This is a genomic window from Streptomyces sp. NPDC043876, from assembly GCF_056435825.1.
This window is the reverse complement of record NZ_JBWKDV010000005.1, coordinates 15,867-41,045: the sequence shown is the minus strand read 5'-3', so window position 1 is coordinate 41,045 and position 25,179 is coordinate 15,867. Positions and strand designations below refer to the sequence as shown.

Sequence of the window (25,179 nt, the reverse complement as noted above, 5' to 3'; positions counted from 1 at the left end):
GGTGATCGGTGGCACCCGCAGCGTGCGGATCCACTACTGAGTTCAAGTCTCGCCTAGCGGCCGGTGAGCCGCTTGGCGTCGGCCAGGTGGCGGGTCAGCCGGTCCTGGATGCGTACGGTGGCCTCGTCGAGCGCGGTGCGCGTGCGGCGGCCGCTGCCGTCGCCCGCGTCGAAGGCGTCGCCGAAGACGACGTCGACGCGGCCCCTGAAGGGCGGCAGTGCCGTGACCAGCCTGCCACGGCGCTCGGTGCTGCCGAGCACCGCGACGGGCACTATGGGCGCCCCGCCGCGGAGCGCGAAGTACGCCAGGCCCGCGCGCAGCGAGGCGAAGTCGCCGTCGCCGCGGGTGCCCTCGGGGAAGATGCCGAGCACGCCGCCGCCGCCCAGGACGTCCAGGGCGCGGGTCACGGCTCCCCGGTCGGTGCCGGAGCGGTCGACCTTGACCTGTCCGATCCCTTCCAGGAAGGGGCCGAGCGGGCCGATGAACGCTTCCTTCTTGACCAGGAAGTGCACGGGCCGCGGCGCGGTGCCCATGACCATGGGGCCGTCGACGTTGTGGGAGTGGTTGACGGCCAGGATGAGCGGCCCGGAGGCCGGCACCTTCCACGCGCCGAGCACCCGGGGCTTCCAGAGCCCGTACATGAGCCCGATCCCGATCCGCCGGCCTGCCGCCGCACCCCGCGGGGAGGGCGCTTCGCTCACCGGCCGCCGCCCGCCCGCTGGTCCTCCACGAGGGTCACGACGCACTCGATGACCTGGTCGAGGGTGAGGTCGGTGGTGTCGACCTCGACCGCGTCCGCCGCCTTGGCGAGCGGGGAGGTCTTGCGGCCGGAGTCGGCCGCGTCGCGCTTGATGAGCGCCGCCTTCGTGGCCGCGAGGTCCTGGGCCTGGGGGCCCTTCAGCTCGCCGCTGCGGCGGGCGGCGCGCGCCTCGGCCGAAGCGGTGAGGAACACCTTGAGGTCGGCGTCGGGCAGGACGGTGGTGCCGATGTCCCGGCCCTCGACGACGATCCCGGCGGCGCTCTGGGCCGCGTCGGCGGCGATCGAGCGCTGGAGGTCGGTGATCAGGGTGCGCACCTCGGGCACCGCGCTGACCGCACTGACCTTGGAGGTGACCTCCTGGGTGCGGATCGGCCCGGCGGCGTCGAGGCCGTCCACGCTGATGGTGGGGGCGCAGGGGTCCGTACCGGAGACGATGACGGGCTTGCCCGCCGCGAGCGCGATGGCCTGCGGGTCGTCGAGGTCGACGCCGTTGGTGATCATCCACCAGGTGATGGCCCGGTACTGCGCACCGGTGTCCAGGTACCGCAGCCCGAGCTTGGCGGCGACGGCCTTGGAGGTGCTGGACTTGCCCGTGCCGGAGGGACCGTCGATGGCGACGATCACGGCGGACTGAGCGGCGGTTTCCACGGGGCGAGCACCTTCCTGGTTGCGCGTACGTGTCCGGGCGCGCGAAAACGCCCCTCCTTAAGGGTAACGACTCGCCGGGGCCCTTGACGCCGGTCGCTCCGGGGGCTGCCCGGAGGGCGGCGGATCCGGGCCGCGGGCCTACTGGCGCAGGGCCCAGCCGCGCTCGCGCAGCTCGGCGGTGAGGCCCGCCGCCGCCCTCGGTTCCACGCTCAGCTGGACCAGGCCGGCCTGCTGCCCGTTGGCGTGCTCGATCCGTACGTCCTCGATGTTGACCCCGGCCCGCCCGGCGTCGGCGAAGATCCGCGCCAGCTCGCCCGGCTGGTCGCTGATCAGCACGGTCACCGTCTCGTACACGGTCGGCGCGGAGCCGTGCTTGCCCGGCACCCGGACCCGGCCCGCGTTGCCGCGGCGCAGCACGTCCTCGATGCCCTCGGCGCCGCCGCGCCGCTTCTCCTCGTCCGCGGACTGCAGTCCGCGCAGTGCCTGCACAGTCTCCTCCAGGTCGGCGGCGATCCCGGCGAGCACGTCGGCGACCGGTCCGGGGTTGGCGGAGAGGATCTCCACCCACATCCGGGGGTCGGAGGCGGCGATCCGGGTGACGTCGCGGATGCCCTGCCCGCACAGCCGTACGGCGCTCTCGTCGGCCTCCTCCAGCCGCGCGGCGACCATGCTGGACACGAGCTGCGGGGTGTGCGAGACCAGCGCGACCGCCCGGTCGTGGGCGTCGGCGTCCATCACGACGGGCACGGCCCGGCAGAGCGCGACCAGCTCCAGCGCCAGGTTCAGCACCTCGTGGTCGCTGTCCCGGGTCGGCGTCAGCACCCAGGGGCGCCCCTCGAACAGGTCGGCGGTCCCGGCGAGCGGGCCGGAGCGCTCCTTGCCCGCCATCGGGTGCGTCCCGATGTACGCCGTCAGGTCCACGCCCAGGGCCTCCAGCTCGCGCCGCGGGCCCCCCTTGACGCTCGCCACGTCGACGTAGGCCCGGCCGAGGCCCCGCTCGATCGCGTCGGCCAGGGTCGCGGCGACGTGGGCGGGCGGTACGGCGACGATCACCAGGTCGACCCTGCCCTCGGCGGGCTCGTCCGTACCGGCGCCGAAGGAGGCGGCCGTACGGGCCTGGGCGGGGTCGTGGTCGGTGAGGTGGACGGTGATCCCGCGGGCGGTCAGGGCGAGGGCCGCCGAGGTGCCGATGAGGCCGGTTCCGATGACGGCGGCGGTTCTCACGGGGGCTCCTCGGGTGGATCGTGCGGCGGGTGCGCCGGTGGGCCGGTGGACCGCTGGGCCGGTGCGCTCCCAGGGTAGCCAGGCGCGGGCACCGCGGGGGCCCGGCGGTCCGCCCCGGGGGACGGCCCGCCGGGCCCGGCCGGCCGGTGGGCCCGGGCGGCGACCCCGTACCGCACCGGCCGGGCCTGCGGTAGAACGACGGCATGATCTTCCACATCGTCCCGCTCGCCGACTGGTCCGCCGCGCCGGAGCGCCCGTACGCCCCGCCCTCGCTCGACTCGGAGGGCTTCGTGCACTGTTCGGGGGACGCGGCCACCGCGCTGGCCATCGCCGACGCCCACTTCGGCGGGGTCGGCGGGCCGCTGCTCGCGCTCGAACTCGACGAAGGAGCCCTGACCGCGCCGGTGCGCCGGGAGGGTGAATCCGGCGGCCGCTACCCGCACGTGCACGGTCCGTTGAACCGGGACGCGGTGGTCCGCGTGTGGGAGGTCGTACGGACACCGGGGCGACCGGCGGAACTGGTTCCGCGGGCACCCGGCCACTGACCGGGGACCGGCCGGGCGGAGCGGACGACGGCGCGGCGGGCTTCTCACGCGGCCCGTGAGGCGCCAGGATGCTGCTGCCCCACCGGTCACCCAGCGAGGAGAAGTCATGAGCGAGCCCACCCGCACCGCCCGGCGCACGGTACTGGCGGCAGGAGCGGTGGCCCTGGCGGGCGGCGCGCTCACCGCGTGCGGCGGTGACGAGAAGCCGGCGGGTGGTTCCGGGGCCGCCACGAGCCCCGGCGCGGTCCCGAGCGGGCCGGACGGCGCGTCGGCCGCGCCCTCCGCGGCACCCTCGGCGGCGGCCTCCACCGGCGGGACGGCCGGCAAGGCGCTGCTGAAGGCCTCGGCCGTACCGGTGGGCGGCGGCACGGTCCTCAAGGACGAGAAGCTCGTGGTCACCCAGCCGTCGGCGGGCTCCTACCGGTGCTTCACGGCGGTCTGCACCCACCAGGGCTGCCTCGTGAACAAGGTGGCGGACGGCACCATCGACTGCCCGTGCCACGGCAGCAAGTTCAACGTCATGGACGGCGCCGTGGCCCACGGCCCGGCCACCCGCCCGCTCGCGGAGAAGAAGATCGTGGTGTCCCCGGCGGGCGACATCACCCTCGCCTGACCCGCGGGCCACTCCCCGAAATCGCGTCGCGTGGCGGGCCGCCACCCGCCTACGCTGCGGCGATGGACAGGGACGACGAGCTGACGCTGGTGAGCGAACACACGGTCTACTCGTGCGTGACGGGTTCGCGGGCGTTCGGGCTGGCGACGGAGACGAGCGACACCGACCGGCGCGGTGTCTACCTCGCCCCCACCCCGCTGTTCTGGCGGTTCGACAAGCCGCCCACGCATGTGGAGGGGCCCCGGGAGGAGGAGTTCTCCTGGGAGCTGGAACGCTTCTGCGAGCTGGCCCTGCGCGCCAACCCCAACATCCTGGAGTGCCTGCACTCCCCCCTGGTGGAACGGCTGACCCCGGTGGGCGAGGAACTCCTCGCGCTCCGCGGGGCGTTCCTCTCCCGGCGCGCCCACACCACCTTCACCCGCTATGCGACCTCGCAGCGCGCCAAACTCGACGCGGACGTCCGGATCCACGGCGCCCCGCGCTGGAAGCACGCGATGCACCTGCTGCGCCTGCTGGAGTCGTGCCTGCACCTCCTGCGCACGGGCCGCCTGTCCGTCGACGTCGGCCCCCTGCGCGAGGGCCTGCTGGCCGTCAAGCGCGGCGAGGTCCCCTGGCCCGAGGTGGAGACCCGCATGACCCGCCTGGCGGCCGACTGCGAGAGCGCCCTCCTGACCACCCCCCTACCGCCGACCCCCGACCTGCCCCGCGTAGAAGCCTTCCTCCACCACACCCGCCGCACCTCGGCCCGCTGAGGGGGCGGCCTCCGTACGCGTACGGACCACGAAGGCGTCCAGGGCCGCGTACGCCGTCGGTCCGACCGGCAGCGCACTGGCCGCCTGCGCCTCGTCCAGGTCTCCGTGCAGCGCCTCGAAGTCCCGCAGCATCCGCCCGGTGTCCGGCCCGGTGTACGGCCCGTGCTCGGCGGCCACCTTGGCGGCGATCAGCTCGGTCAGGTACCCGGGCGCCCCGGCCACCTCGGCCACGAGCACCGGCAGGTTCGCCTGCACCCCGCCCCCGCGCATCAGCCGGATGCCGGTCAGCAGCGTCCGGAACGCGTAGAGCAGCGGCTTGAGTTCGCCGCTCTTCTCGAAGAGCCGCCACTGGGTGTTCGCGAAGCCGCGGTAGTGATGGGCGTGGTGGGAGGTCAGCACGCCCGGCGCGAGGGAGACGAGCTCTTCGTGCGCGGCCGTCGTGTGGACGACCAGCGGGGAGAGCAACTGTTCCAGCACATACCCGTTGGGCCGCAGCATCAGTCGGACGAACTTGCGCAGGTCGTGGGTGACCAGGTCCATCTCGGTCCCGTCACGGTCCCACATGCGCGTCCGGGTCTCCTCGGGCGCACCGAGACCGAAGAGCGCCTCGGGCGGGAGCAGATGGACCCCGCGCAGGTCGACGTCCGAGTCCCGGGAGGGAAATCCGTACAGGTGGGCGCCCGACACCGCGGCGAAGAGCAGCGGGTCGGGCTGCTCTGCCACGACCGGGGTGAGGTCGGTGCTCAGTGCGTCCAGCACGGCTCACGCGTCCCAGAGGGTGCCGAAGGCGAGGAGTTCGTCGCGGTATTCGATGCGGCCCTCCCACTCGCGGGGCCAGACGGCCGCCCCGAGGTGGGCGCCCGCGAAGGCGCCGGTCAGGCAGGCGATCGAGTCCGAGTCGCCGGCCGTGCAGGTGGCGCGGCGCAGGGCGGTCAGCGGGTCTTCGGGGAAGAGCAGGAAGCAGTGCAGGGCGGTGGCCAGGGCCTCCTCGGCGATCCAGCCGTCGCCGGTGGCCAGGCAGGGGTCGGTCTCCGGGGAGGGGGCGCGCAGGGCGGCCGCGAGGCGGTCCAGGACGGCCAGGCAGTCGTCCCAGCCGCGCGCCATGTACGACTCGGGCGAGGCGTCCGCGGTGGTGCGCCGCCAGAGGTCGCCGAGCCAGCGCTCGTGGTAGCGGGTCCGGTTGTCGAGGGCGTAGGAGCGCAGCTGCCCGACCAGGCCCGTCACCTCGGTGCCGTGCGCGAGGAGGTGCACGGCCCGGGCGGTGAGGTCGGAGGCCGCCAGCGCCGTCGGATGGCCGTGGGTGAGGGCCGACTGGAGCTGGGCGGCGCCCGCCCGTTCCTCCTCGGTCCAGCCGGGTACGAGCCCCACCGGCACCACCCGCATGTTGGCCCCGCAGCCCTTCGAGCCGACCTGGCTGGCGTCGCGCCAGTCGCGCTCCGGCTCCTTCAGCAGCGAGCAGGCGACCATGCAGGTGCGGCCGGGGGCGCGGTTGTTCTCGGGCGAGCGCCACCATTCGACGAACTCCTCGCGGACCGGGCGGGCGAGCCGCAGCGGAGCGACCGGGCCGCGTCCGGCGGCCTCCCGCATGCCGCGGGCCAGGGCGAGGGTCATCTGGGTGTCGTCGGTGACGATCGCCGGGCGCGGCAGCCCCATCTCCCGCCAGGGGCCGGTCTTGGCGAGGATGGAGGGGACGTCGTTGAACTCCGTCGGGAAGCCGAGGGCGTCGCCCAGGGCCAGGCCGATCATGGCTCCCGTCGCCGCCCGCTTGCCGGTCGTGGTCATCGTGAGGGTCCTTCCGAAGGGCGGAGCAGGGGCGGGTGGAGGGCGGTGGCCGGGCCGGCCCGGTAGAGCGCGGCCGGTTTGCCGCGCCCGCCGGTCAACCGGGCGGCTCCCGGCACCGCGTCGACGAAGCCGGGGGTGGCGAGCACCTTGCGGCGGAAGTTGGGGCGGTCCAGGGAGGTGTCCCAGACGGTCTCGTAGACGCCCTGGAGTTCCCCGAGGGTGAACTCCGGCGGGCAGAAGGCGGTGGCCAGGCAGGTGTATTCGAGCTTCGCGCCGACCCGTTCCCGCGCGTCGGCCAGGATCACCGCGTGGTCGAAGGCGAGACCGAGGCCCGGTTCCCGCGCCTCCTCCACCGGCACCCAGCGCGCGTGCTCGGCGTCGCCGCCGCCCGCCGGGGCCGGTTCCGGCATGTCCGGGACCAGCGCGGTGAAGGCGACCGAGACGACCCGCATGCGGGGGTCCCGGCCGGGGTCGCTGTACGTGCGCAGCTGCTCCAGGTGGAGGTCCGCGACCACGGGCCCGGGCAGCCCGGTCTCCTCGGCGAGTTCACGGCGGGCGGCGTCCTCGGCGGACTCGCGGGGCAGCACGAACCCGCCGGGCAGCGCCCAGGCCCCGGCGTACGGTTCCTGGCCGCGCCGGATCAGCAGGACGTGCAGCCGCCCGTCCCGCACGGTGAACACGGCGAGGTCGGCGGTGACGGCGAACGGCTCGAAGGCGGCCGGGTCGTACCCCTCGGGGCGCCGGGCGCTCACCGGCGCTCCGCCGTCATGGAGGTGCCCCCGCGCTTGTTCTCCGGCAGCGGGTCGGCGAAGTGCCAGCCCTCGGCCAGCAGCGCGTCCACCGCCCGGACGGCCGTCTCCAGCCGCTCGCGCCGGTCCCCGCCGACGACCAGGAAACGCTTCCCGGTGCGCGTGAGTTCCTCCCGGAACCGCCCGGTCATCCAGGGCCGCAGCCCGGGCCCGTCCCGCAGCCCGTCGTCCTCGAAGGGGACGCCCTCGTGGTCGGTGAGCAGGTACAGGTCCCGCCGCGGCCCGCAAGCGGCGATCTCCTCGACCTCCGCGCTGCGGGCGCCGAGGTAGCGCTCGTGCCAGATGCCGGTGGCGAAGGAGTCGGTGTCGCAGAACAGCACCGGCGAGCCGAGCCGGGCCGCCGCCTCCTCGTCCGCGTCCTGGCGGCGCGCGATCACCGGGAACTCGGCGGAGGCGAACTCCGCGTCGGCCCAGTCCGCCGCCGGGTCGGCGGCGCGCAGGGCCGCCAGTTTCTCCTCGCTGTAGCGGCGCCCGTACTCGGCGACCCAACCGGTCCGCGCCCAAATACCGCCCCGACTCCGGTAGTGCGCGGCGAGGGCCCGCGAGAGGGTGGTGGTGCCGGTGGACTCGGCGCCGAGGACGACGACCCGCCGGGTGAGGGCGGCCCGTACGCCCGGGCCGAGGAACTCCCAGGTCCCGACGGGGTCCGCGCGCACGGCCCTCCCCGAGACCGGGAAGAGCGAGCGGGCGGGGTCGACGAGGACCTCCTCGGCGCCGAAGCGCCGGGCCAGCTCGCTCCCGTACTCCTCCGAGGTGAAGACGGCGTCCACCGGCTCGCCGACGGCGCCCCGGAAGACGGCCATGTGGGCCTCCCACACCGCCGGGTCGTACAGGTCGACCGGGATGTCGTCCACCGCGCCGACGACCCGCGCCCCCGGGTGCGCCTCGCGCATCCAGGCGACCCGGTCGGCGAGCGGCACCGACTCCACGGAGGCGGCGCAGACCAGGACGGTCAGCCGCTCGCACCGCTCCTGCGCGGTCCGCACGAGGTGGTGGTGGCCGGCGTGCGGCGGGTAGAACTTCCCGAGCACGAGCCCGTGCCCGTGGCGCCGCCCGGAGCCCGCCGGGTACGCCGTCATGCCGTCGCTCCCGCGGCCGGTGTACGGGCGGCGGGCGTGGCCAGGGACCGCAGCCAGCCGACCAGGCCCGCCACGCACAGGGCGAGGAAGCCGACGTACAGGGCGGAGGTCAGGTACAGCCCCTTGTAGGCGTACAGCGGGACGTAGACCAGGTCGGCCGCGATCCACAGCCACCAGGACTCGACGAGCTTGCGGCACTGCCCGTAGGTGGCCATGAGCGAGAGGGCGGTGGTGAGCGCGTCCCAGAACGGGACGGTGGAGTCGCTGACCCGGGCGAGCAGCAGGGTGAGCCCGAGGGTACCCACCACCCCCGCCGCGGCGAGCCAGGCCCATTCGGCGCGCGTGGTGCGGCGCACCGGCAGGGCTTCGGCGGCGCCCGGTCCACCCCCGTGGGTCCAGGACCACCAGCCGTAGGCGGCGAGGGCGATGAAGACGATCTGGAGCCCGGCGTCGGCGTAGAGGCCGGTCCGGGCGAAGAGCACGATGAAGAAGATGTTGTTGGCGATGCCGATCGGCCAGTTGGCGATGTGCTGCCGGGCCACCAGCCAGACGCACAGGGCGCCGGTGGCGAAGCCGAGTACCTCGGTCCAGTCCACGTCGGACCCCCCGCTCTCTTTATAGTCATCCTGACTATAAAGGCGAAGGGCCGGTCGGGGCAAGGGAAAAGCCCGCGGCGCCAAGGGCGCCGCGGGCTCTCCGGGTGGTGCGGGCGGGACTACAGGCCGACCTCGCGCATCAGCATGCCGACCTCGGTGTTGGTCAGGCGGCGCAGCCAGCCGGACTTCTGGTCGCCCAGCTCGATCGGACCGAAGGCGGTCCGCACGAGCTTCTCGACGGGGAAGCCCGCCTCGGCCATCATGCGGCGCACGATGTGCTTGCGGCCCTCGTGGAGGGTCACCTCGACCAGGTAGTTCTTGCCGAGCTGGTCGACGACGCGGAAGTGGTCGGCGCGGGCGTAGCCGTCCTCCAGCTCGATGCCGTCCTTGAGTCGCTTGCCGATCTCGCGCGGCAGCGGGCCCGTGATGGCCGCGACGTACGTCTTCTTCACGCCGTACTTCGGGTGCGTGAGGCGGTGGGCCAGCTCACCGTGGTTGGTGAGCAGGATGATGCCCTCGGTCTCGGTGTCGAGCCGGCCGACGTGGAAGAGACGCGTCTCACGGTTGGTGACGTAGTCGCCGAGGCACTGGCGGCCGTCCGGGTCCTCCATGGTGGAGACGACCCCGGCGGGCTTGTTCAGCGCGAAGAAGAGGTACGACTGGGTGGCGACGGTCAGGCCGTCCACCTTGATCTCGTCCGAGGGCAGGACGCGCTTGCCCTGCTCCAGCACGATCTGGCCGTTGACCTCGACGCGCGACTGCTCGATGAGCTCCTCGCACGCGCGGCGCGAACCCATGCCGGCGCGGGCGAGCACCTTCTGCAGGCGCTCACCCTCCTCCTCGGCACCCGGGAAGGTCTTCGGGGTCTTGATCACGGGCTTGTCGGCGTACCGGTCGCGCACGCGCTCCTCGATCCGCGCGTCCAGCTCGCGCGGACGGGACTGGCCGCTGCGGCTGCCGGGACCGCTGCGCGGGCCGCCCGCCTGGCCGATGCCCGGGGTCCTGGAGGTCTTGGGACCGCCCTTGGCGCCACCGCGGGCCGCCGCGCCGCGGGCACCGCCGCGGTTGCCGTCGGCCGCGCCACGGGCACCGCCGCCGCCCGCCTTGGCACCGCCGCGGCCGTTGCGCTCGCCCTCGGGGCCGACGTCGTAGCGGCGCTCCTCGGGACGGGGGTTGCGGATCCGGGGCGCGGGCGCCTGGTCGCGGTCACGGGAGTCCGAGCCGCCGCCCTGGTAGCCGCTGCCGCCCTGGTAGCCACCGCCCTGGTAGCCGCCGGAGGACGAGCCGCCACGGGAGCCGCCGCCCTGGTAGCCGCCGCCGGAGGAGGAACCACCGCGGGAGGCGCCGCCGCCCTGGTAGCCGCCACCGGACGAACCGCCGCGCGAGCCGCCCTGGTAGCCGCCGCCGGAGGACGAGCCCCCGCGGGAGCCGCCGCCCTGGTAGCCGCCGCCGGAGGACGAGCCCCCGCGGGAGGCGCCGCCACCCTGGTAGCCACCGCCGGAGGAGCCGCCGCGCGAGCCGCCGCCGCCCTGGTAGCCACCCGAGGAGGAGCCGCCGCGCGAGCCGCCGCCGGAGGAGCCCCCGCGGGAGCCGCCGCCCTGGTAGCCGCCGCCGGAGGACGAGCCGCCGCGGGAGCCACCGCGCCCGCCTCCACCGCCGCCGCTGCTGTTCCTGTTGCCGCCGCCGTTGCCGTTACCGCTGCTTCGCATCAAAGTTCCGTCGTCTTGTCGTCATTCAGGAGAATCCGGCGCATACGGTGCGTCCGGATCGAACGACGGCACACCCTCCAGCGTCTCGGCTTCGATCGCGTCCGCCTCGGGGAGGAAGGGCGCGAGCTCCGGGAGCTCGTCCAGGCCGCGCAGGCCCATCCGCTCCAGAAAGTAGTTCGTCGTCCTGTACAGGATCGCACCTGTTTCGGGTTCCGTCCCCGCCTCGGCCACCAGACCGCGCTGCAGGAGGGTCCGCATGACCCCGTCGCAGTTGACTCCGCGCACCGCCGAGACCCGCGAGCGGCTCACCGGCTGGCGGTAGGCGACCACGGCCAGCGTCTCCAGCGCGGCCTGCGTCAGCCGGGCCTGCTGGCCGTCCAGGACGAAGGCCTCCACCGCCGCCGCGTACCGGGGCCGCGTGTAGAAGCGCCAGCCCCCGGCGATCAGCCGGAGCTCGAAACCGCGGCCCTGGCGGGTGTACTCGTCGGCCAGCTCCCGCAGGGCCACCGCGACCTCGCGCGGGGTCCGCTCCAGCACCTTGGCGAGGTGCGCCTCGGTCGCGGGTTCGTCGACGACCATGAGTACGGCCTCCAGCGCGGGCCCCAGCGGCAGCCCGCCCGGGCCCCCCTGGCCGCCGCCGTCCGCCTCGTCCCTCTCGTCCACGTCACTCATCCCGTACGCCTTCCCCGGTCCGGTCGAACTCGTCACTCACGGCCGCCGCGCCCGCCGCGCGGTCCTCGCCGCCGCTCCAGCGGACGGTGAGCGTCCGCAGGGCCTCCTCCTGGTCCAGGACGACCGCCTTCTCCCGGTACAGCTCCAGCAGCGCCAGGAAGCGCGCCACCACGGTGAGGGTGTCGGCGGTGTCCTCGGTCAGCTCCTGGAAGGTCGCCTCGCCGCGGGCGCGCAGGATCCGTACGACGACCTCCGCCTGCTCCCGGACGCTGACCAGCGGTGCGTGGATGTGGTCGACGTACACCTCGGGCTTCGCCCGGGGCCGCATCGCGTTGACGGCGATCCGGGCGAAGCCCTCGGGGCCGATGCTGATGACGACGTCGGGCAGCAGTTCCGCGTGGTGCGGCTCCAGCCCGACGGTGCGGGGGTAGCGGCGGCCCTCGCTCTCGGCCCGCTCTTCGAAGATCGCGGCGATGCGCTTGTAGGCGCGGTACTGGAGCAGCCGGGCGAACAGCAGGTCCCGGGCCTCCAACAGCGCCAGGTCGGCCTCGTCCTCCACCTCGGCCGCCGGGAGCAGCCGGGCGGCCTTGAGGTCGATGAGGGTCGCGGCGACGACGAGGAACTCGGTGGTCTGGTCGAGGTCCCAGTCCGGTCCCATGGCACGGATGTGCGCCATGAACTCGTCGGTCACCTTCGAGAGGGCCACCTCGGTGACGTCGAGCTTGTGCCGCGAGATCAACTGGAGCAGAAGGTCGAAGGGCCCCTCGAAGTTCGCCAGCCGCAGCGTGAACCGGCCGTCGCCGGGGGCGAGGGCTGCCGGGGCGGCCGCGCCGGGGCCGTGGCCCTCCTGCTCACCGGGGGTGGGAACGGCCGGGCGGGGGCCGTGATACTCCGGCTCACCGGCGGCGAGGGCGGCCGGGCGAGGGCCGTGGCCCTCCTGCTCACCGGGGGTGGGAACGGCCGGTCGGGGGCCGTGATACTCCGGCTCACCGGCGGCGAGGGCGGCCGGGCGGGGGCCGGGGTCCTCCGGCTCACCGGGGGCCGGGGCGGCCGGGCGGGGGCCAGACCCGCCCGTGGGCTCCCCCGACGCACCGACAAGGCCCTGTACGGGCGCAGGAGGCTCTCCTGCCGCCTGCGGGCCCTCCGCGGCCGCCCGGGCCTCCACGGGGCCCACGGGGCTCTCTACGGCCGTTCGCGGCGGCTCGGGAGCGGCGGCCCCGCCCGGGCCGAGGCTGCGACGGGCGCGGCGGCCAGGACGGCCGGGGTCGGCATCCGCGGCGGCGTCTGGTGTCGAGGGGGGCATGGCGGTCCAGGGAGTACGGAACGGGAAACGGGATACGGAACGGGGAACGGGATCTCGGCCCCATGCTGCCCCCTGCGCCCCCGGCAGCCGGTGAGGCCCCGCGCGAGCGGCGGTTCGCCGCGCGCACCGCCCCGACCCCTGACAGGTCGCCGCCACGTCGGGGGCGCGAAACCCCGCGGGGGCGGCCCGAGAGCGGACGCAGGCCCGCGGACCTCGGACCACGGGGCGGCCCGCAGCACGGAGCCGGTGCGGTGGGCTTGGCACGGAGCGGGGGCGGGACGCGAGCGGCGCAACCGGCTCGGAGCGGCACTCTTGGCGCGGAGCGGTGCTCTCGGTAGCGAGCAGGGCACCCGGCTCGGAGCGGCGCTCTTGATACGGAGCGCTGCGCCAGGGTCACGAGCGGTGCACCCGGCACAAAGCTGAGCACCGACCGACACGGAGCGGTGCTCTCGGTACGGAGCGGCGCGCCCGGACGCGAGCGGTGCACTCCGGCACGGAGCGGCGCTCTTGGTACGGAGCGGTGGGCCTGGACGCGAACAGCGCCTCTGGCACGGAGCGGCACGCCCGACACGGAGCGGTGCTCTCGCTACGGAGCGGTGCGCCCGGCACGAGAGCCTTGCCGGTTCGGCCCCGTACGCGCGCCCCGGAGGCCTCCGGGGCGACCTCGGCCCACCGGCACCCTCGCGTCGGATGCGCCCAGCGGGGGGCAGCGATGCCGAGGGTCAGCGGCCGCACAGAACCGGCGACCGCACAGGGTCAGCTACCGCACGGCACCGGCGGCCCCGCCGCGTCAGCCGCCCCGCAGGACCAGCGACCCCGCAGACTCAGCCGCCCCGCAGCACCAGCGACCCCTCAGACTCTCAGCAGCCCCGCAAGCTCTCAGCGACCCCGCAGCCGGCGGACCAGGATGCTCGCGTCGCCGCGGGACTCCAGGTCGGCCAGGACGACCGCCACGGCCTCCCGGACGATCCGCCCGCGGTCCACCGCGAGGCCGTGCTCGCCGCGCAGCACCAGCCGCGCGTGCTCCAGGTCCATCAGTTCCTCGGCGGAGACGTAGACCGTGATCTTCTCGTCGTGCCGCTCGCGGCCGCTCGGCCGCCGGTTCGCCCCGCGGCCCTTGCCGCGCCGCGGCTCACCGCCACCGCCGCCGGCCCCGTTCACGGAGCCGGCAGAACCTTCCTGCGACCTGCGCGGAGCGCCCACGGCGCCCACGGCGTCGCCCTCCCGGCTGCGCCCCTCCGCCCCCGCGTCCTCCGCGGCGGCGGTGTGCTCCGACCGGGCCGACGCACCGCCCGCGGCCGAGGCCGCGTCCTCGCCCGAGCGCCGCGGCGAGGACGACTGGAGGGCCATCCCCCCGGTCGTGCGGAACAGTTCGTCGGCTCCGGGCAGACTCACTCGGCGGGACACCGGGCGAGCACCTCCCTGGCCAACTGGCGGTAGGCGGCGGCGCCGACGGAGTTGGAGGCGTACGTGGTGATCGGTTCACCGGCGACCGTGGTCTCCGGGAAGCGCACCGTACGGCCGATGACGGTGTGGTAGACGTGGTCGTCGAAGGCCTCGACGACGCGCGCCAGCACCTCGCGGCTGTGCACCGTACGGGAGTCGTACATCGTGGCGAGGATGCCGTCGAGCTCCAGCTCGGGGTTGAGCCGCTCCTGCACCTTCTCGATGGTCTCGGTCAGCAGCGCCACGCCGCGCAGCGCGAAGAACTCGCACTCCAGCGGGACGATGACCTTGTGAGCCGCCGTCAGGGCGTTCACGGTCAGCAGACCGAGCGAGGGCTGGCAGTCGATCACGATGTAGTCGTAGTCGGCCATCAGCGGCTTGAGCGCCCGCTGGAGCGTCGACTCGCGCGCGACCTCGCTGACCAACTGCACTTCGGCGGCGGACAGGTCGATGTTGCTCGGCAGCAGGTCCATGTTCGGGACCGCCGTCTTCAGCAGCACCTCGTCGGCCGACATCCCGCGCTCCATGAGCAGGTTGTAGACCGTCAGGTCGAGTTCCATCGGGTTCACGCCGAGTCCCACGGACAGCGCGCCCTGCGGGTCGAAGTCGACGAGCAGCACGCGGCGCCCGTACTCGGCGAGCGCCGCACCCAGATTGATGGTCGACGTGGTCTTGCCCACGCCGCCCTTCTGGTTGCACATCGCGATGATCTTCGCCGGACCGTGGTCCGTCAGCGGACCCGGGATCGGGAAGTACGGCAGCGGCCGTCCGGTCGGGCCGATCCGCTCCCGGCGCTGGCGTGCAGCGTCGGGCGCGAGGGTGGCCGCGTACTCGGGGTCGGGCTCGTACTCGGCGTCGGGGTCGTAGAAGTGCCCTTCGGGCACCACGTCATAGTCGGCGAAACCAGTGGGCTTTTCGCCGCTCAGGTCGCCGGCCCTGGAGTTCACGTCTAGGCCGTCCATGCTCTTTTGGGGCGTCGTCAGGTGCTGGTGGTTTGCGAAGGTGCGTACCGCGACGGAGCCGACTGCCTCGAGTCCGACCGGACCCTGGCCCCGCGCAGGCGTCCCTGCTTGACCACCTCCAGGAGCAAATGTCGACTCATTCACAAGTCGTCTTACCTCCTTGGACGTGACCAGGACACTTATCGATAGGTCAGCGTGGCACCATGCCGACGGTTGGCGACTCTATGGCGTGTCACCGCTCCGCAGCAACACAATCCGCCGGACCCGCCGCGTTGTGTCGGCAACCGAACACCACTCTGTCAAGGGCGTGCGAGCTGTCACTGCGAAGTTTCACGGGTGCGCGAATCGGTTAAAGGGTTACGTTCGAGGCGAGTTGAGCGGGGTCGCCGCGGGCCTCGAAACACGTCCGGCCGGACCTTGTCAGCAAGGTCCGGCCGGATACGTGAGATTGACGTCAGTCGTTGACGCAGGAGCCGTCGGCCGGTGTCGGCCGCGCGGTTCGGATCAGCCGAGGAGCGACTTGAGCTCCAGCGTCGGCAGGCCGTGCGCCTCGGCGACGGGGCCGTAAACGACCTGCCCGTCATGGGTGTTGAGACCCAGGGCGAGCGCGGCGTCGCGGCGCAGCGCCTCGACCCAGCCGTTGTTCGCCAGCGACACGATGTACGGCAGCGTGGCGTTGGTGAGGGCGTAGGTGGAGGTGTTCGGGACCGCGCCCGGCATGTTCGCGACGCAGTAGAAGACCGAGTTGTGGACCTGGAAGGTCGGCTCGGCGTGGGTGGTCGGGCGGGAGTCCTCGAAGCAGCCGCCCTGGTCGATCGCAATGTCGACAAGGACACTTCCGGGCTTCATCCGGGAGACCAGCTCGTTGGTGACCAGCTTCGGGGCCTTCGCACCCGGGATGAGCACCGCGCCGATGACGAGGTCGGCCTCCAGGACCGCCTTCTCCAGCTCGAAGGCGTTGGAGACGATCGTCTGGATCTTCGTGCCGAAGATCTTGTCGGCCTCGCGCAGCTTGTTGATGTCGCGGTCGAGCAGGGTCACGTGGAAGCCCATGCCGATGGCGATCTGCGCGGCGTTCCAGCCGGAGACGCCGCCGCCGATGACGACCGCCTTCGCGGCCTGGGTGCCGGGGACGCCGCCCGGGAGGATGCCGCGGCCGCCGACGGAGCGCATCAGGTGGTAGGCGCCGACCTGCGGGGCCAGCCGGCCCGCGACCTCGGACATGGGGGCGAGCAGCGGGAGCGCGCGGTTGGCCAGCTCGACCGTCTCGTACGCGATCGCGGTGGTGCCGGACTCCAGCAGCGCGTCCGTGCACTCGCGGGAGGCCGCGAGGTGCAGGTACGTGAAGAGGGTCTGGTCCTTGCGGAGGCGGTGGTACTCCTCCGCGATGGGCTCCTTGACCTTCAGCAGCAGGTCGGCGGTGGCCCAGACCTCGTCGGCGGTGCCGAGGATCTCGGCGCCGGCCGAGACGTACTCGGCGTCCGTGATCGAGGAGCCGACACCGGCGTTCTGCTCGACGAAGACCTGGTGGCCGTTACGGACCAGCTCATGCACGCCGGCGGGCGTGATGGCGACCCGGAACTCGTTGTTCTTGACCTCGCGGGGGATGCCGACCTTCATCGTCGATCACGGTCCTTGGCTCAGGGGAAATTACTGGGTACTTCCATACATACCCGCCCACAAGAACGCGCAACGGGATGCACCACGGACTGCCGCGGTGAACCCAGTCTAATGAAGGATGAGTCGCTGTCTAGCCTTGCAAACGAATAATCTCAGTCGGAACTACTACGGATTTCGCAGGCTGCGGGGTCGTCTCCGAGCAATCTGTCGGCCACAGCCCGGTGCAGCCTGGCGGCCGCGGGGTCGCCGAGCCGGTCCAGCGTGTCGGCGAGCCGCACCTGGAGCGCGGCCTGCAGGCGCACGTCACCGGCCTTGCGCGCCAGCTCGATCGCCTCGCGGCAGGTGTGCAGCGATTCCTCCGGCCGCCCGGCGTACTCGCGCACCCGTGCCATCTCGCTCAACGCCTTTGCCTGGCCCGGTACATCGGCCAGCTTCCGGTAGCCCGCCGAGGCCGCCCGCCAGCTGCGCAGCGCGTCCCCGTAGCGGCCCGCGTAGGTGTGCACGTTGCCGAGCCGCCCGTACAGCCTCGCCTCGTCCGCTCGCTCCCCCCTCGCGAGGGCCTGGGACAGCGCTCGACCGAACCAGTCGGCGGCCCGGTGCCAGTCCCCCAGCTCCTGGTACGCGCCGCCTACGGATTCCATCGCGCGGCCGGTCGCGTAGGGGTCGTTCGCGGCCCGTCCCGCGTCCAGCGCGGCGCGGTACCGCTCCAGCGCGTCGTACGTACGTCCGGTTTCGGCGTCCAGGTCGGCCAGGTTCAGCAGGGCCGCGGCCTGCTCGCGGTGGAGTCCGCGGCGCTCGGCGACGTCCAGGACGAGGCGGTGCAGCCCGTACAGCTCGGGCGCGGCCTCCGCCGTACCGCGGTGGTCGGCCAGGGCCCGGACGAGCCCGGCGACCAGGCGGCGGGCCAGGGTGTCCAGGTCGCCGTCGGCCACGGCCAGCGCGGCGGCGGCGGTCAGTGCGGGCAGCCGGCTGTCCAGCCAGCGCGCGGCGGCCCTGCGGTCCGGGAAGCGCAGGGTGCGCGGCAGGCCGTCGAGCAGCTCGCGGACCGTGTCCTCGTCGTCCTCGGCCATGGCCCGGCAGGAGTGCAGCAGCCGGACCGTGCGCTCCAGCATCCGGGCCCGGGCCAGCTGGACCTCGGCGGTACGTTCCTTCGCTTCCAGGAGCGCCTGGAGCAGCGGGGCGAGGCAGCCGGGCAGCAGGTACTGGCCGTCCGCGGCCGGGCGCAGCAGCGCCAGCCCGGTGAAGTCCTCCAGCGTGGACTGGGCCGCCGCTACGGAGCAGCCCGCCAGGGCGGAGGCGATGTGCGAGTCGACCATCCCGGCCGGGGCCAGTGGGAGCAGCCGCAGGCTGCGCTGGGCGGGCTGCGGCAGGGATTCGTAGACCAGCCGGAAGGCGCGGGCCAGCGGTCCGGCGGTGCCGGCGGGCATCTCGTGGAGCTGCTTGGCCACGTCGGCGACGGCGGCCTTGGGATGGGCGGCGAGGTAGCCGCCGGCCAGGGCCAGCGCGGCGGGCTGGCCCCCGCAGGCCTCGGCGAGCGCCTCGGCGGCGCGGGGGTCGGCGGTGACGCGGGTGGTGCCCATGCGCTGGGCCAGCAGATCGACGGCGGAGGGGGTGTCGAGCCCGCCGAGGGTGCAGGGGCGGACGTCCGGGATCCCGGTGAGGGGGCCCTCGGCGGTCACCACGACCAGGCACTCGGGGGTGTCGGGCAGGAGGGCGTCCACCTGGTGCGGGTCGGCGGCGTCGTCGACGAGGAGGATCACCCGCTTGCCGGTGAGCGCCTCGCGCAGGGCGGAACTCAGCTCGTCCTCGGCGGCGCCGGGCGGGGTGGTCCGGCCGAGCGCCTCCAGCAGGCCCCTGACGGCCCGTTCGGTGGCGACCGGGTCCCCGCCGGGGGTGGTGAGGCGGGTCCGGAACACCCCGTCGGGGTACTCGCCGGCCACCTCGGCCACGAAGGCCTCGGCGAGCGCGGTGCGGCCGGAGCCGGGGCGCCCGGCGACGAGTAGCACCCGCGCCCGGGGCGCCTTGGCCTTGCGGCCGGAGAGGGTGTCGAGCCCGGTCCTGGCGATGTCCTCGCGCAGCTCCTTGAGCTCGCGCCTCCGCCCGACGAAATCCGTCACGGATCCGCTCCTCTCCCTGCCCTCGGGGATGCTGAGCGTAGTTCACACAGAGCGACGAACCGGGTGGAGCGCGGCGGACAAATCGCCCGATCGGATCAGCGGATGGTCACACCACCCTGTCCTTCCCGGGCCGCCCCTTGCCTCCGGCGGCCCCTCAAACGCCGGGGAGGCTGATCTTGCCGCCGCCCGCCCGGTGCGGCGCTCGGCCGAAGCCCCCGCGGGCCGGGCGGCCCGCTCTCCTCGCCTGCGATGTCCGTGCCTCCGGCGGCCCCTCAAACGCCGGGGAGGCTGGTGTGTGCCCCGCTGGATTCCCCTGCGGCCCCGCCTCCAGCCCCGCCGGCGTTTGAGGCGCCGCCGGAGGCAGGGCCGGGGGCGGCGGGCCCTGCCCACGGCGCGCAGCGGCGGCGCGGCCCCGGGCCCGGGGCCGGGCGCGGGACCCGGGGGAAGGCCCCCGGCGGCCTACGCCTGGTACGGCCGGGCCGGCCAAGGGGCGTCGGCCGGGCGGAGGGCCGCGACCCCGTCACCGGCCAGCGCCGCGCTGAGCGCGAGGACGCCGGTGACCAGCCCGGCGTTCGCCAGCTCCCCCGCCAGCACCCCCCGCACCAGCTCCCCCAACGGCACCCGCGCCAGCTCCATGTCCGCCTCCTCGTCCGAGACGGCGAACCGGTCCCCCTCCGCCTCCGCGAGGTCCCGCGCAAGGAAGATCCGGATCGCCTCGTCCGACCCGCCGGGCGAGGCGAAGAAGTCGGCGAGCACCCACCAGGACTCCGCCTGGACGTGGGTCTCCTCGTACAGCTCCCGCCGCGCCGCGTGCAGCGGGTTCTCCCCCGGTACGTCGAGCAGCCCGGCCGGCAGCTCCCACAGCCGGTGCCGCACCGGGTGCCGGTACTGCCGCAGCACCAGGACCCGGTCCTCCTCGTCCAGCGCCAGTACGCACACCGATCCCGGGTGCACCTGGTAGTCGCGCCGCACGACGGCTCCGTCCGGCATCCGGACCTGGTCCGACCGGACCGCCGTCTTCGCGCCCTCGAACGGGGTCCGCGCGGCGACGACCTCCCACGACTCCGCCGTGTCAGTGATGCCCATGGCCATACCCTCCCGGGAAACGCGACAGCCGGGACACGGTTCGTGCCCCGGCTGCCTACCGTATCGACCGTAGGGCGGTCGGCTCCGCGCCTACGCGCCCTGCTGGCGCGCCACGGCCGCCTTGACCAGCCCCGCGAAGAGCGGGTGCGGGCGGGTCGGACGCGAGCGCAGCTCCGGGTGGGCCTGGGTGGCCACCAGGTAGGGGTGCACCTCGCGCGGGTACTCGACGTACTCGACGAGCTTGTTGTCGGGGGAGGTGCCGGAGAAGACGAGGCCCGCCTTCTTCTCCAGCTCGCCGCGGTAGGCGTTGTTCACCTCGTAGCGGTGGCGGTGGCGCTCCTCGACGTACGGCTGGTCGTCGTAGACCTCGCGCACGATCGAGCCCTCGGCGAGCTTCGCCGGGTACATGCCCAGGCGCATGGTGCCGCCCAGGTCGCCCGCGCCCTCGACGAAGGCCAGCTGCTCCTCCATCGTGGAGATCACCGGGTGGGGGGTGGAGGCGTCGAACTCGGTGGAGTTGGCGTCCTCGATGCCCGCCAGGTTGCGCGCGGCCTCGATGACCACGCACTGCAGGCCCAGGCACAGGCCGAGCAGCGGGATCTTGTTCTCGCGGGCGTAGGTGATCGCGCCGACCTTGCCGTTGACGCCACGGTCGCCGAAGCCGCCGGGCACGCAGATCGCGTCCACGTCGGACAGCTGCGCGGCGGCGCCGGCCGGGGTCTTGCAGTCGTCGGAGGTGACCCACTTGATCTGGACGCGGGCCTTGTTGGCGAAACCGCCGGCGCGCAGCGCCTCGGTCACCGACAAGTAGGCGTCGGGCAGGTCGATGTACTTGCCGACCAGCGCGACCTTGACCTCGTGGTCGGGGTTGTGGACCCGGTCCAGCAGGTCCTCCCAGACGCGCCAGTCGACGTCGCGGAAGGGCAGGTCGAGCTTGCGCACGACATAGGCGTCCAGGCCCTCGGTGTGCAGGACCTTCGGGATGTCATAGATCGACTTGGCGTCGATCGCGGCGACGACCGCGGTCTCGTCGACGTCGCACATCAGCGAGATCTTGCGCTTGATGGAGGTCGGGACCTCGCGGTCGGCGCGCAGCACGATCGCGTCGGGCTGGATGCCGATGTTGCGCAGGGCCGCGACCGAGTGCTGGGTCGGCTTGGTCTTCAGCTCGCCGGAGGGGCCGATGTAGGGCAGCAGCGAGATGTGCACGACGAAGACGTTGTCGCGGCCGACCTCGTGGCGGACCTGGCGGACGGTCTCCAGGAACGGCAGGGACTCGATGTCGCCGACCGTGCCGCCGACCTCGGTGATGACGACGTCGACGTCGTCGGTCGCCATCCGCCGGATGCGGTGCTTGATCTCGTTGGTGATGTGCGGGATGACCTGCACCGTGTCGCCGAGGTACTCGCCGCGCCGCTCCTTGGCGATGACCTGCGAGTAGACCTGGCCGGTGGTGACGTTGGCCGAGCCGTCGAGGTCGACGTCGAGGAAGCGCTCGTAGTGCCCGATGTCCAGGTCGGTCTCGGCGCCGTCGTTGGTGACGAACACCTCACCGTGCTGGAACGGGTTCATGGTGCCCGGGTCGACGTTGAGGTAGGGGTCGAGCTTCTGCATCGTGACCCGCAGGCCGCGCGCCTTCAGCAGCGCACCCAGGCTGGAGGCCGTGAGGCCCTTGCCGAGGGACGAAGCGACACCCCCGGTGACGAAGATGTGCTTGGTCGTCATGGCTGTGCTGTTTCGAAAAGCAGCGGGCGGCGTCGCCAAGAGGGGGCTCCCGTGGTCGCGAGGTGAGTGAGTCCGACACCTTCCCCGGGGTCCGTGAAGGAGTATCCGGGGGCGTCGAAGCTGCGGTTTCGGGGTTCCTGATTCGCACAGGCAGACCACCGGTCCACGGGGTACCAGCCTATCAGCGACCCGGAGAGTCCGCCTCCGGCCGCGTCCGCGGCGCGCCCCGCGGGCATCCGCCGAGCGGGTCGGCCGGCGCCACCCCCGTACCCGTTGGCAACGCCAACACCGTCACCCGTTTGGCTCAGGCATATTCTTCCAAGACTTAAGGAGATCACTAGGGTGCCGTCATATCCTGCTCGGATATCACTCAGCGGGAATCGCACAACGCAAGCGCCCCTCGGGGCGGACGTGGCCGTTCGACTGGAGTTGCAAGTGTCCGGGCGCATCGAGGATTACGCACTGATCGGGGACATGCAGACCGCCGCACTGGTCTGCCGGGACGGCTCGGTGGACTGGTTGTGTCTGCCACGTTTCGATTCCCATGCCGTCTTCGCGGCCCTCCTCGGGACCGAGGACCACGGTTTCTGGCGCATCGGCCCCGCCTTCGCGCCGGGCGCCGCCGCGCCCCGGGCCGACCGGCGCCGGTACAACGGCGATTCCCTGGTCCTGGAGTCCGAGTGGGACACGCCGCGCGGCACGGTGCGCGTGACGGACTTCATGCCGCCGCGCGAGGACCACGCCCCGCAGCTGATCCGGATCGTGGAGGGCGTCAGCGGCCGGGTGCCGATGCGGTCCGCCCTGCGCATGCGGTTCAGCTACGGCCGGGTGGTGCCCTGGGTGCACAAGGTGGACGCCCGTACGGTCGCCGTCGCGGGTCCGGACTCGGTGTGGCTGGACACCGAGGCGGAGACCTACGGCAAGGACCTCACCACCTACTCCGACTTCACGGTCGCTCCCGGTGAGCGGATCGCCTTCTGCATCAGCTGGCAGCCCTCGCACAAGGAGCCCCCGGAGGCGCCCGACGCCGAGGCGGCGCTGGAGGCCACCACCCTGTTCTGGCGCGAGTGGGTCGAGCAGTGCACCTACCACGGCCCCTACCGCGAGGCCGTCGTCCGTTCCCTGATCACCCTCAAGGCGCTGACGTACGGGCCCACGGGCGGCATCGTGGCCGCGCCGACCACCTCCCTGCCGGAGGAGATCGGCGGCGTCCGGAACTGGGACTACCGCTACACCTGGCTGCGCGACGCGGCGATCACCCTGTCCTCGCTGCTGCGCACCGGCTACCGCGCGGAGGCCGCGGCCTGGCGCGAGTGGCTGCTGCGGGCGGTGGCGGGCGACCCGGAGAACCTGCAGATCATGTACGGGATCGCGGGCGAGCGGGAGCTCGGCGAGACCGAGCTGGACTGGCTGCCCGGGTACGAGAACTCCACGCCCGTGCGCGTCGGCAACGGCGCGGCGCACCAGCTCCAGCTCGACGTCTACGGCGAGGTCACCGAGGCCCTGCACCTGGGCCACATGACGGGCCTGGCGCGCAACGACTACGCGTCGCTGCTCCAGCTCAAACTGATCCGCTACCTGGAAACGCACTGGAACGAGCCGGACGAGGGCATCTGGGAGGTGCGCGGACCGCGCCGCCACTTCGTGCACTCGAAGGTCATGGCGTGGGTCGCCGTGGACCGCACGATCAAGCTGATCGAGAGCGGCGACGCGGACGGCCCGCTGGAGCGCTGGCGCGAGCTGCGCGACGAGATCCACCAGGACGTGTGCGAGAAGGGGTACGACAAGGAGCGCAACACCTTCACCCAGTCCTACGGGTCGAAGGAACTGGACGCCTCTCTGCTGCTCATCCCGCAGATGGGCTTCCTGCCGCCGGACGACAAGCGGGTCATCGGCACGATCGAGGCGATCCAGCGCGAACTGTCGACCCCGGACGGCTTCATCCTGCGCTACCCGACGGCCGGCGAGGAGGCCGGCGTGGACGGCCTGGAGGGCGACGAGGGGGCCTTCCTCGCGTGTTCCTTCTGGATGGCCGACGACCTGGCGATGATCGGCCGCGTGGACGAGGCCCGGCGCCTCTTCGAGAAGCTGCTCTCGCTGCGCAACGACCTCGGTCTGCTGGCGGAGGAGTGGGACCCGGTCCTCCAGCGCCAGGTGGGCAACTTCCCGCAGGCGTTCAGCCACGTCCCCCTGATCGACACCGCCCTGCGGCTGACGGCGAGCGGCGCGTACGGAGGGTAGGCGCGCCGCGGTCGCGCCCGGGGCCCGCGCCCCCGGCGCGCCGCGCGCGGGCCCGCCTCCTACGCTGGAGGGGTCCCCACGCCCCTGCGAGGAAGGGGGCGGCCATGGCTCCCCTCTCGAAGGCGGGCACGGCTCTCGCCGAGCTCCGCGACGATCTCTGCGGTGAGGTCCTCGCTCCGGGGGACCCGGGGTACGACGACGCCCGCAGCGTGTTCAACGCCATGGTGGACCGGCGTCCCGCCGTCATCGCCCGGTGCGAGAGCGAGGCCGACGTCGTCACCGCCGTCCGCTTCGCCCGCGAGCTGGACCTGAAGGTCGCGGTGCGCGGCGGCGGTCACAGCGTGGCGGGCGACGGGCTCGGGGACGGCGCCCTCGTGGTCGACCTGCGCCGGATGAACGAGGTGACGGTCCACCCGGCCGCCGGGGCCGTCCGGGTCGGCGGCGGCGCCCTGATGGGCGACCTCGACCGGGCCTGCGCGCCGTACGCGGTGGCCACCACGGGCGGGCGCGTCTCCACCACCGGAGTCGGCGGACTCGTCCTGGGCGGCGGTTCGGGCTGGCTGGACCGCGCCTTCGGCCTGTCCGTGGACAACCTCCTCGGCGTGGACCTGGTCACCGCCGACGGCGAGACCCTGACCGCGACCGCCGAGGACCGTCCCGAGCTGTTCTGGGCCCTGCACGGCGGCGGCGGGAACTTCGGCGTCGCGACCTCCCTGACCCTGCGCACCCACCCGCTGCCCGCCTTCGCCGTGGCGCTGCTGCTGTATCCGCCCGGGGCGGGGCCCGAGGTGGCCCGCGTCTACCGCGACGTCCTGGAGGCGGCGCCGCCCGAGGCCGGGGGCGGGCTGATCTTCATGACCGGGCCGCCCGCCCCCTTCGTACCGCCCGAGCTGGTCGGGACCCCGCTGTGCGGCGCGCTGGTCACCTTCGCGGGCACGGAGGAGGAGCTGCGGAAGATGGCGGCGCCGCTGCTGGCGCTCGCGCACCCGGCGGAACTGGTCACGGCCCTGCCCTACGCCGACTTCCAGTGCATGCTCGACGACCCGCCGGGGCTGCGTAACCACTGGTCGGCGGAGTACCTGACCGGCGCCCCGGACGAGCTGCTCGACGTCTTCTGCGCCCGCGCCGCCTCGATGCCCGCCCCGACGCCCACCCAGCACGTGCTGTTCCCACTGGGCGGCGCGGTCGCGGACGGCCCGACGGGCTACCCGGTGCCGTACCGGGAGGCGCCCTGGGCGGTGCACCCCTTCGCCGTGTGGGAGGACCCGGCCGACGACGCCCGCTGCCGGCAGTGGGTGAAGGACGTACGGGCCGACGTGCAGCCCTGGAGCACGGGGGCCGTGTACCTCAACTTCACCGGCGACGAGGGACCCGAGCGGGTCGCGGCCGGGCTGGGCGCCGCGAACCTGCGGCGCCTCGCCGAGGTGAAGGCGCGGTACGACCCCGACAACGTCTTCCGTTTCAACCACAACATCAAACCGGCCTGATCA

At 73.5% G+C, this 25,179-nt stretch carries 22 protein-coding genes; 5 read left to right on the top strand and 17 right to left on the bottom strand.

The genetic code is table 11. From position 1 onward, the window contains the following. Positions 1-53: 53 nt before the first annotated feature. The 3 genes from AC0693_RS17215 to AC0693_RS17205 all read right to left on the bottom strand — a co-directional run bounded on the left by AC0693_RS17215 (position 54) and on the right by AC0693_RS17205 (position 2,632). Positions 54-746, bottom strand: a complete 693-nt coding sequence (locus tag AC0693_RS17215) for a lysophospholipid acyltransferase family protein (RefSeq protein ID WP_468470994.1) — start codon at positions 744-746, stop codon at positions 54-56. Next, the gene (cmk, locus tag AC0693_RS17210) at positions 698-1,408 is read right to left on the bottom strand and encodes a (d)CMP kinase (protein WP_356413752.1); all 711 of its coding nucleotides are present in this window, start codon (positions 1,406-1,408) and stop codon (positions 698-700) included. Before cmk ends, AC0693_RS17215 begins: the two co-directional genes overlap by 49 nt. Before the next feature lie 138 nt (positions 1,409-1,546). Then, positions 1,547-2,632 (bottom strand): prephenate dehydrogenase, encoded by a 1,086-nt coding sequence (locus AC0693_RS17205; protein WP_356413755.1) that lies wholly within the window; start codon positions 2,630-2,632, stop codon positions 1,547-1,549. 203 nt (positions 2,633-2,835) lie between these two features. On the opposite strand from AC0693_RS17205, the gene AC0693_RS17200 reads away from it, so the two are divergent. The 3 genes from AC0693_RS17200 (at position 2,836) to AC0693_RS17190 (ending at position 4,542) form a co-directional block, all read left to right on the top strand. Next, positions 2,836-3,177: a DUF952 domain-containing protein gene (locus AC0693_RS17200; RefSeq protein WP_469333725.1), complete on the top strand. Its 342-nt coding sequence runs from the start codon at positions 2,836-2,838 to the stop codon at positions 3,175-3,177. Between the two features lie 106 nt (positions 3,178-3,283). Next, entirely contained in the window at positions 3,284-3,790 is a 507-nt protein-coding gene (locus AC0693_RS17195; RefSeq protein WP_469318817.1) for a Rieske (2Fe-2S) protein, read from the top strand. 62 nt (positions 3,791-3,852) lie between these two features. Further along, on the top strand, positions 3,853-4,542 hold the full coding sequence (locus AC0693_RS17190; protein ID WP_478802270.1) for a nucleotidyltransferase domain-containing protein: 690 nt from the start codon (positions 3,853-3,855) through the stop codon (positions 4,540-4,542). On the opposite strand, the gene AC0693_RS17185 is transcribed toward AC0693_RS17190, so the two are convergent. The 14 genes from AC0693_RS17185 to AC0693_RS17120 form a co-directional block, all read right to left on the bottom strand. Beyond that, positions 4,471-5,301: a nucleotidyltransferase domain-containing protein gene (locus AC0693_RS17185; protein ID WP_478802269.1), complete on the bottom strand. Its 831-nt coding sequence runs from the start codon at positions 5,299-5,301 to the stop codon at positions 4,471-4,473. The two genes, AC0693_RS17190 and AC0693_RS17185, sit on opposite strands and share 72 nt — an antisense overlap. A gap of 3 nt (positions 5,302-5,304) precedes the next feature. Continuing rightward, positions 5,305-6,324 carry an ADP-ribosylglycohydrolase family protein gene (locus AC0693_RS17180; RefSeq protein ID WP_478802268.1) on the bottom strand — a complete coding sequence of 340 codons (1,020 nt, stop codon included), beginning with the start codon at positions 6,322-6,324 and terminating at the stop codon, positions 5,305-5,307. Next, positions 6,321-7,076, bottom strand: a complete 756-nt coding sequence (locus AC0693_RS17175) for an NUDIX hydrolase (protein ID WP_478802267.1) — start codon at positions 7,074-7,076, stop codon at positions 6,321-6,323. Before AC0693_RS17175 ends, AC0693_RS17180 begins: the two co-directional genes overlap by 4 nt. Beyond that, positions 7,073-8,212: an AAA family ATPase gene (locus tag AC0693_RS17170; protein ID WP_478802266.1), complete on the bottom strand. Its 1,140-nt coding sequence runs from the start codon at positions 8,210-8,212 to the stop codon at positions 7,073-7,075. Before AC0693_RS17170 ends, AC0693_RS17175 begins: the two co-directional genes overlap by 4 nt. After that, positions 8,209-8,808 carry a nicotinamide riboside transporter PnuC gene (pnuC, locus tag AC0693_RS17165; RefSeq protein ID WP_356413774.1) on the bottom strand — a complete coding sequence of 200 codons (600 nt, stop codon included), beginning with the start codon at positions 8,806-8,808 and terminating at the stop codon, positions 8,209-8,211. Before pnuC ends, AC0693_RS17170 begins: the two co-directional genes overlap by 4 nt. A 119-nt stretch (positions 8,809-8,927) precedes the next feature. Beyond that, positions 8,928-10,517: a pseudouridine synthase gene (locus AC0693_RS17160; RefSeq protein WP_478802265.1), complete on the bottom strand. Its 1,590-nt coding sequence runs from the start codon at positions 10,515-10,517 to the stop codon at positions 8,928-8,930. A gap of 21 nt (positions 10,518-10,538) precedes the next feature. Continuing rightward, on the bottom strand, positions 10,539-11,189 hold the full coding sequence (scpB, locus tag AC0693_RS17155) for an SMC-Scp complex subunit ScpB (RefSeq protein WP_478802264.1): 651 nt from the start codon (positions 11,187-11,189) through the stop codon (positions 10,539-10,541). Beyond that, the gene (locus tag AC0693_RS17150; RefSeq protein WP_478802263.1) at positions 11,182-12,492 is read right to left on the bottom strand and encodes a segregation and condensation protein A; all 1,311 of its coding nucleotides are present in this window, start codon (positions 12,490-12,492) and stop codon (positions 11,182-11,184) included. Before AC0693_RS17150 ends, scpB begins: the two co-directional genes overlap by 8 nt. Positions 12,493-13,371: 879 nt before the next feature. Continuing rightward, positions 13,372-13,899 carry a hypothetical protein gene (locus AC0693_RS17145; protein ID WP_356413786.1) on the bottom strand — a complete coding sequence of 176 codons (528 nt, stop codon included), beginning with the start codon at positions 13,897-13,899 and terminating at the stop codon, positions 13,372-13,374. Further along, the gene (locus AC0693_RS17140; RefSeq protein WP_356413789.1) at positions 13,884-15,044 is read right to left on the bottom strand and encodes a ParA family protein; all 1,161 of its coding nucleotides are present in this window, start codon (positions 15,042-15,044) and stop codon (positions 13,884-13,886) included. Before AC0693_RS17140 ends, AC0693_RS17145 begins: the two co-directional genes overlap by 16 nt. Positions 15,045-15,404: 360 nt before the next feature. Beyond that, on the bottom strand, positions 15,405-16,520 hold the full coding sequence (gene ald, locus AC0693_RS17135) for an alanine dehydrogenase (protein ID WP_356413792.1): 1,116 nt from the start codon (positions 16,518-16,520) through the stop codon (positions 15,405-15,407). A gap of 152 nt (positions 16,521-16,672) precedes the next feature. Further along, the gene (locus AC0693_RS17130; RefSeq protein WP_469318808.1) at positions 16,673-18,637 is read right to left on the bottom strand and encodes a tetratricopeptide repeat protein; all 1,965 of its coding nucleotides are present in this window, start codon (positions 18,635-18,637) and stop codon (positions 16,673-16,675) included. Between the two features lie 459 nt (positions 18,638-19,096). Further along, positions 19,097-19,723, bottom strand: coding sequence for an NUDIX hydrolase (locus AC0693_RS17125; RefSeq protein WP_356416521.1), 627 nt, complete (start codon positions 19,721-19,723; stop codon positions 19,097-19,099). 90 nt (positions 19,724-19,813) lie between these two features. After that, entirely contained in the window at positions 19,814-21,448 is a 1,635-nt protein-coding gene (locus AC0693_RS17120; RefSeq protein WP_478802262.1) for a CTP synthase, read from the bottom strand. Positions 21,449-21,883: 435 nt separating this feature from the next. Between AC0693_RS17120 and AC0693_RS17115 the strand changes: the two genes are divergently transcribed. Continuing rightward, complete coding sequence (locus AC0693_RS17115; protein WP_469318806.1) at positions 21,884-23,689, top strand: glycoside hydrolase family 15 protein; 1,806 nt, start codon at positions 21,884-21,886, stop codon at positions 23,687-23,689. Between the two features lie 104 nt (positions 23,690-23,793). Then, on the top strand, positions 23,794-25,176 hold the full coding sequence (locus AC0693_RS17110) for an FAD-binding oxidoreductase (RefSeq protein ID WP_478802261.1): 1,383 nt from the start codon (positions 23,794-23,796) through the stop codon (positions 25,174-25,176). Positions 25,177-25,179 lie beyond the last annotated feature (3 nt).

What these genes read in the sequence shown, in the direction of transcription:
- AC0693_RS17195 (WP_469318817.1), top strand. Translation starts at nt 3,284, where the DNA reads ATGAGCGAGCCCACCCGCACCGCCCGGCGCACGGTACTGGCGGCAGGA.
- ald (WP_356413792.1), bottom strand. Translation starts at nt 16,520, where the DNA reads ATGAAGGTCGGCATCCCCCGCGAGGTCAAGAACAACGAGTTCCGGGTC.
- AC0693_RS17125 (WP_356416521.1), bottom strand. Translation starts at nt 19,723, where the DNA reads ATGGGCATCACTGACACGGCGGAGTCGTGGGAGGTCGTCGCCGCGCGG.
- AC0693_RS17120 (WP_478802262.1), bottom strand. Translation starts at nt 21,448, where the DNA reads ATGACGACCAAGCACATCTTCGTCACCGGGGGTGTCGCTTCGTCCCTC.
- AC0693_RS17190 (WP_478802270.1), top strand. Translation starts at nt 3,853, where the DNA reads ATGGACAGGGACGACGAGCTGACGCTGGTGAGCGAACACACGGTCTAC.
- AC0693_RS17180 (WP_478802268.1), bottom strand. Translation starts at nt 6,324, where the DNA reads ATGACCACGACCGGCAAGCGGGCGGCGACGGGAGCCATGATCGGCCTG.
- AC0693_RS17200 (WP_469333725.1), top strand. Translation starts at nt 2,836, where the DNA reads ATGATCTTCCACATCGTCCCGCTCGCCGACTGGTCCGCCGCGCCGGAG.
- scpB (WP_478802264.1), bottom strand. Translation starts at nt 11,189, where the DNA reads ATGAGTGACGTGGACGAGAGGGACGAGGCGGACGGCGGCGGCCAGGGG.
- AC0693_RS17160 (WP_478802265.1), bottom strand. Translation starts at nt 10,517, where the DNA reads ATGCGAAGCAGCGGTAACGGCAACGGCGGCGGCAACAGGAACAGCAGC.
- AC0693_RS17150 (WP_478802263.1), bottom strand. Translation starts at nt 12,492, where the DNA reads ATGCCCCCCTCGACACCAGACGCCGCCGCGGATGCCGACCCCGGCCGT.
- AC0693_RS17170 (WP_478802266.1), bottom strand. Translation starts at nt 8,212, where the DNA reads ATGACGGCGTACCCGGCGGGCTCCGGGCGGCGCCACGGGCACGGGCTC.
- AC0693_RS17110 (WP_478802261.1), top strand. Translation starts at nt 23,794, where the DNA reads ATGGCTCCCCTCTCGAAGGCGGGCACGGCTCTCGCCGAGCTCCGCGAC.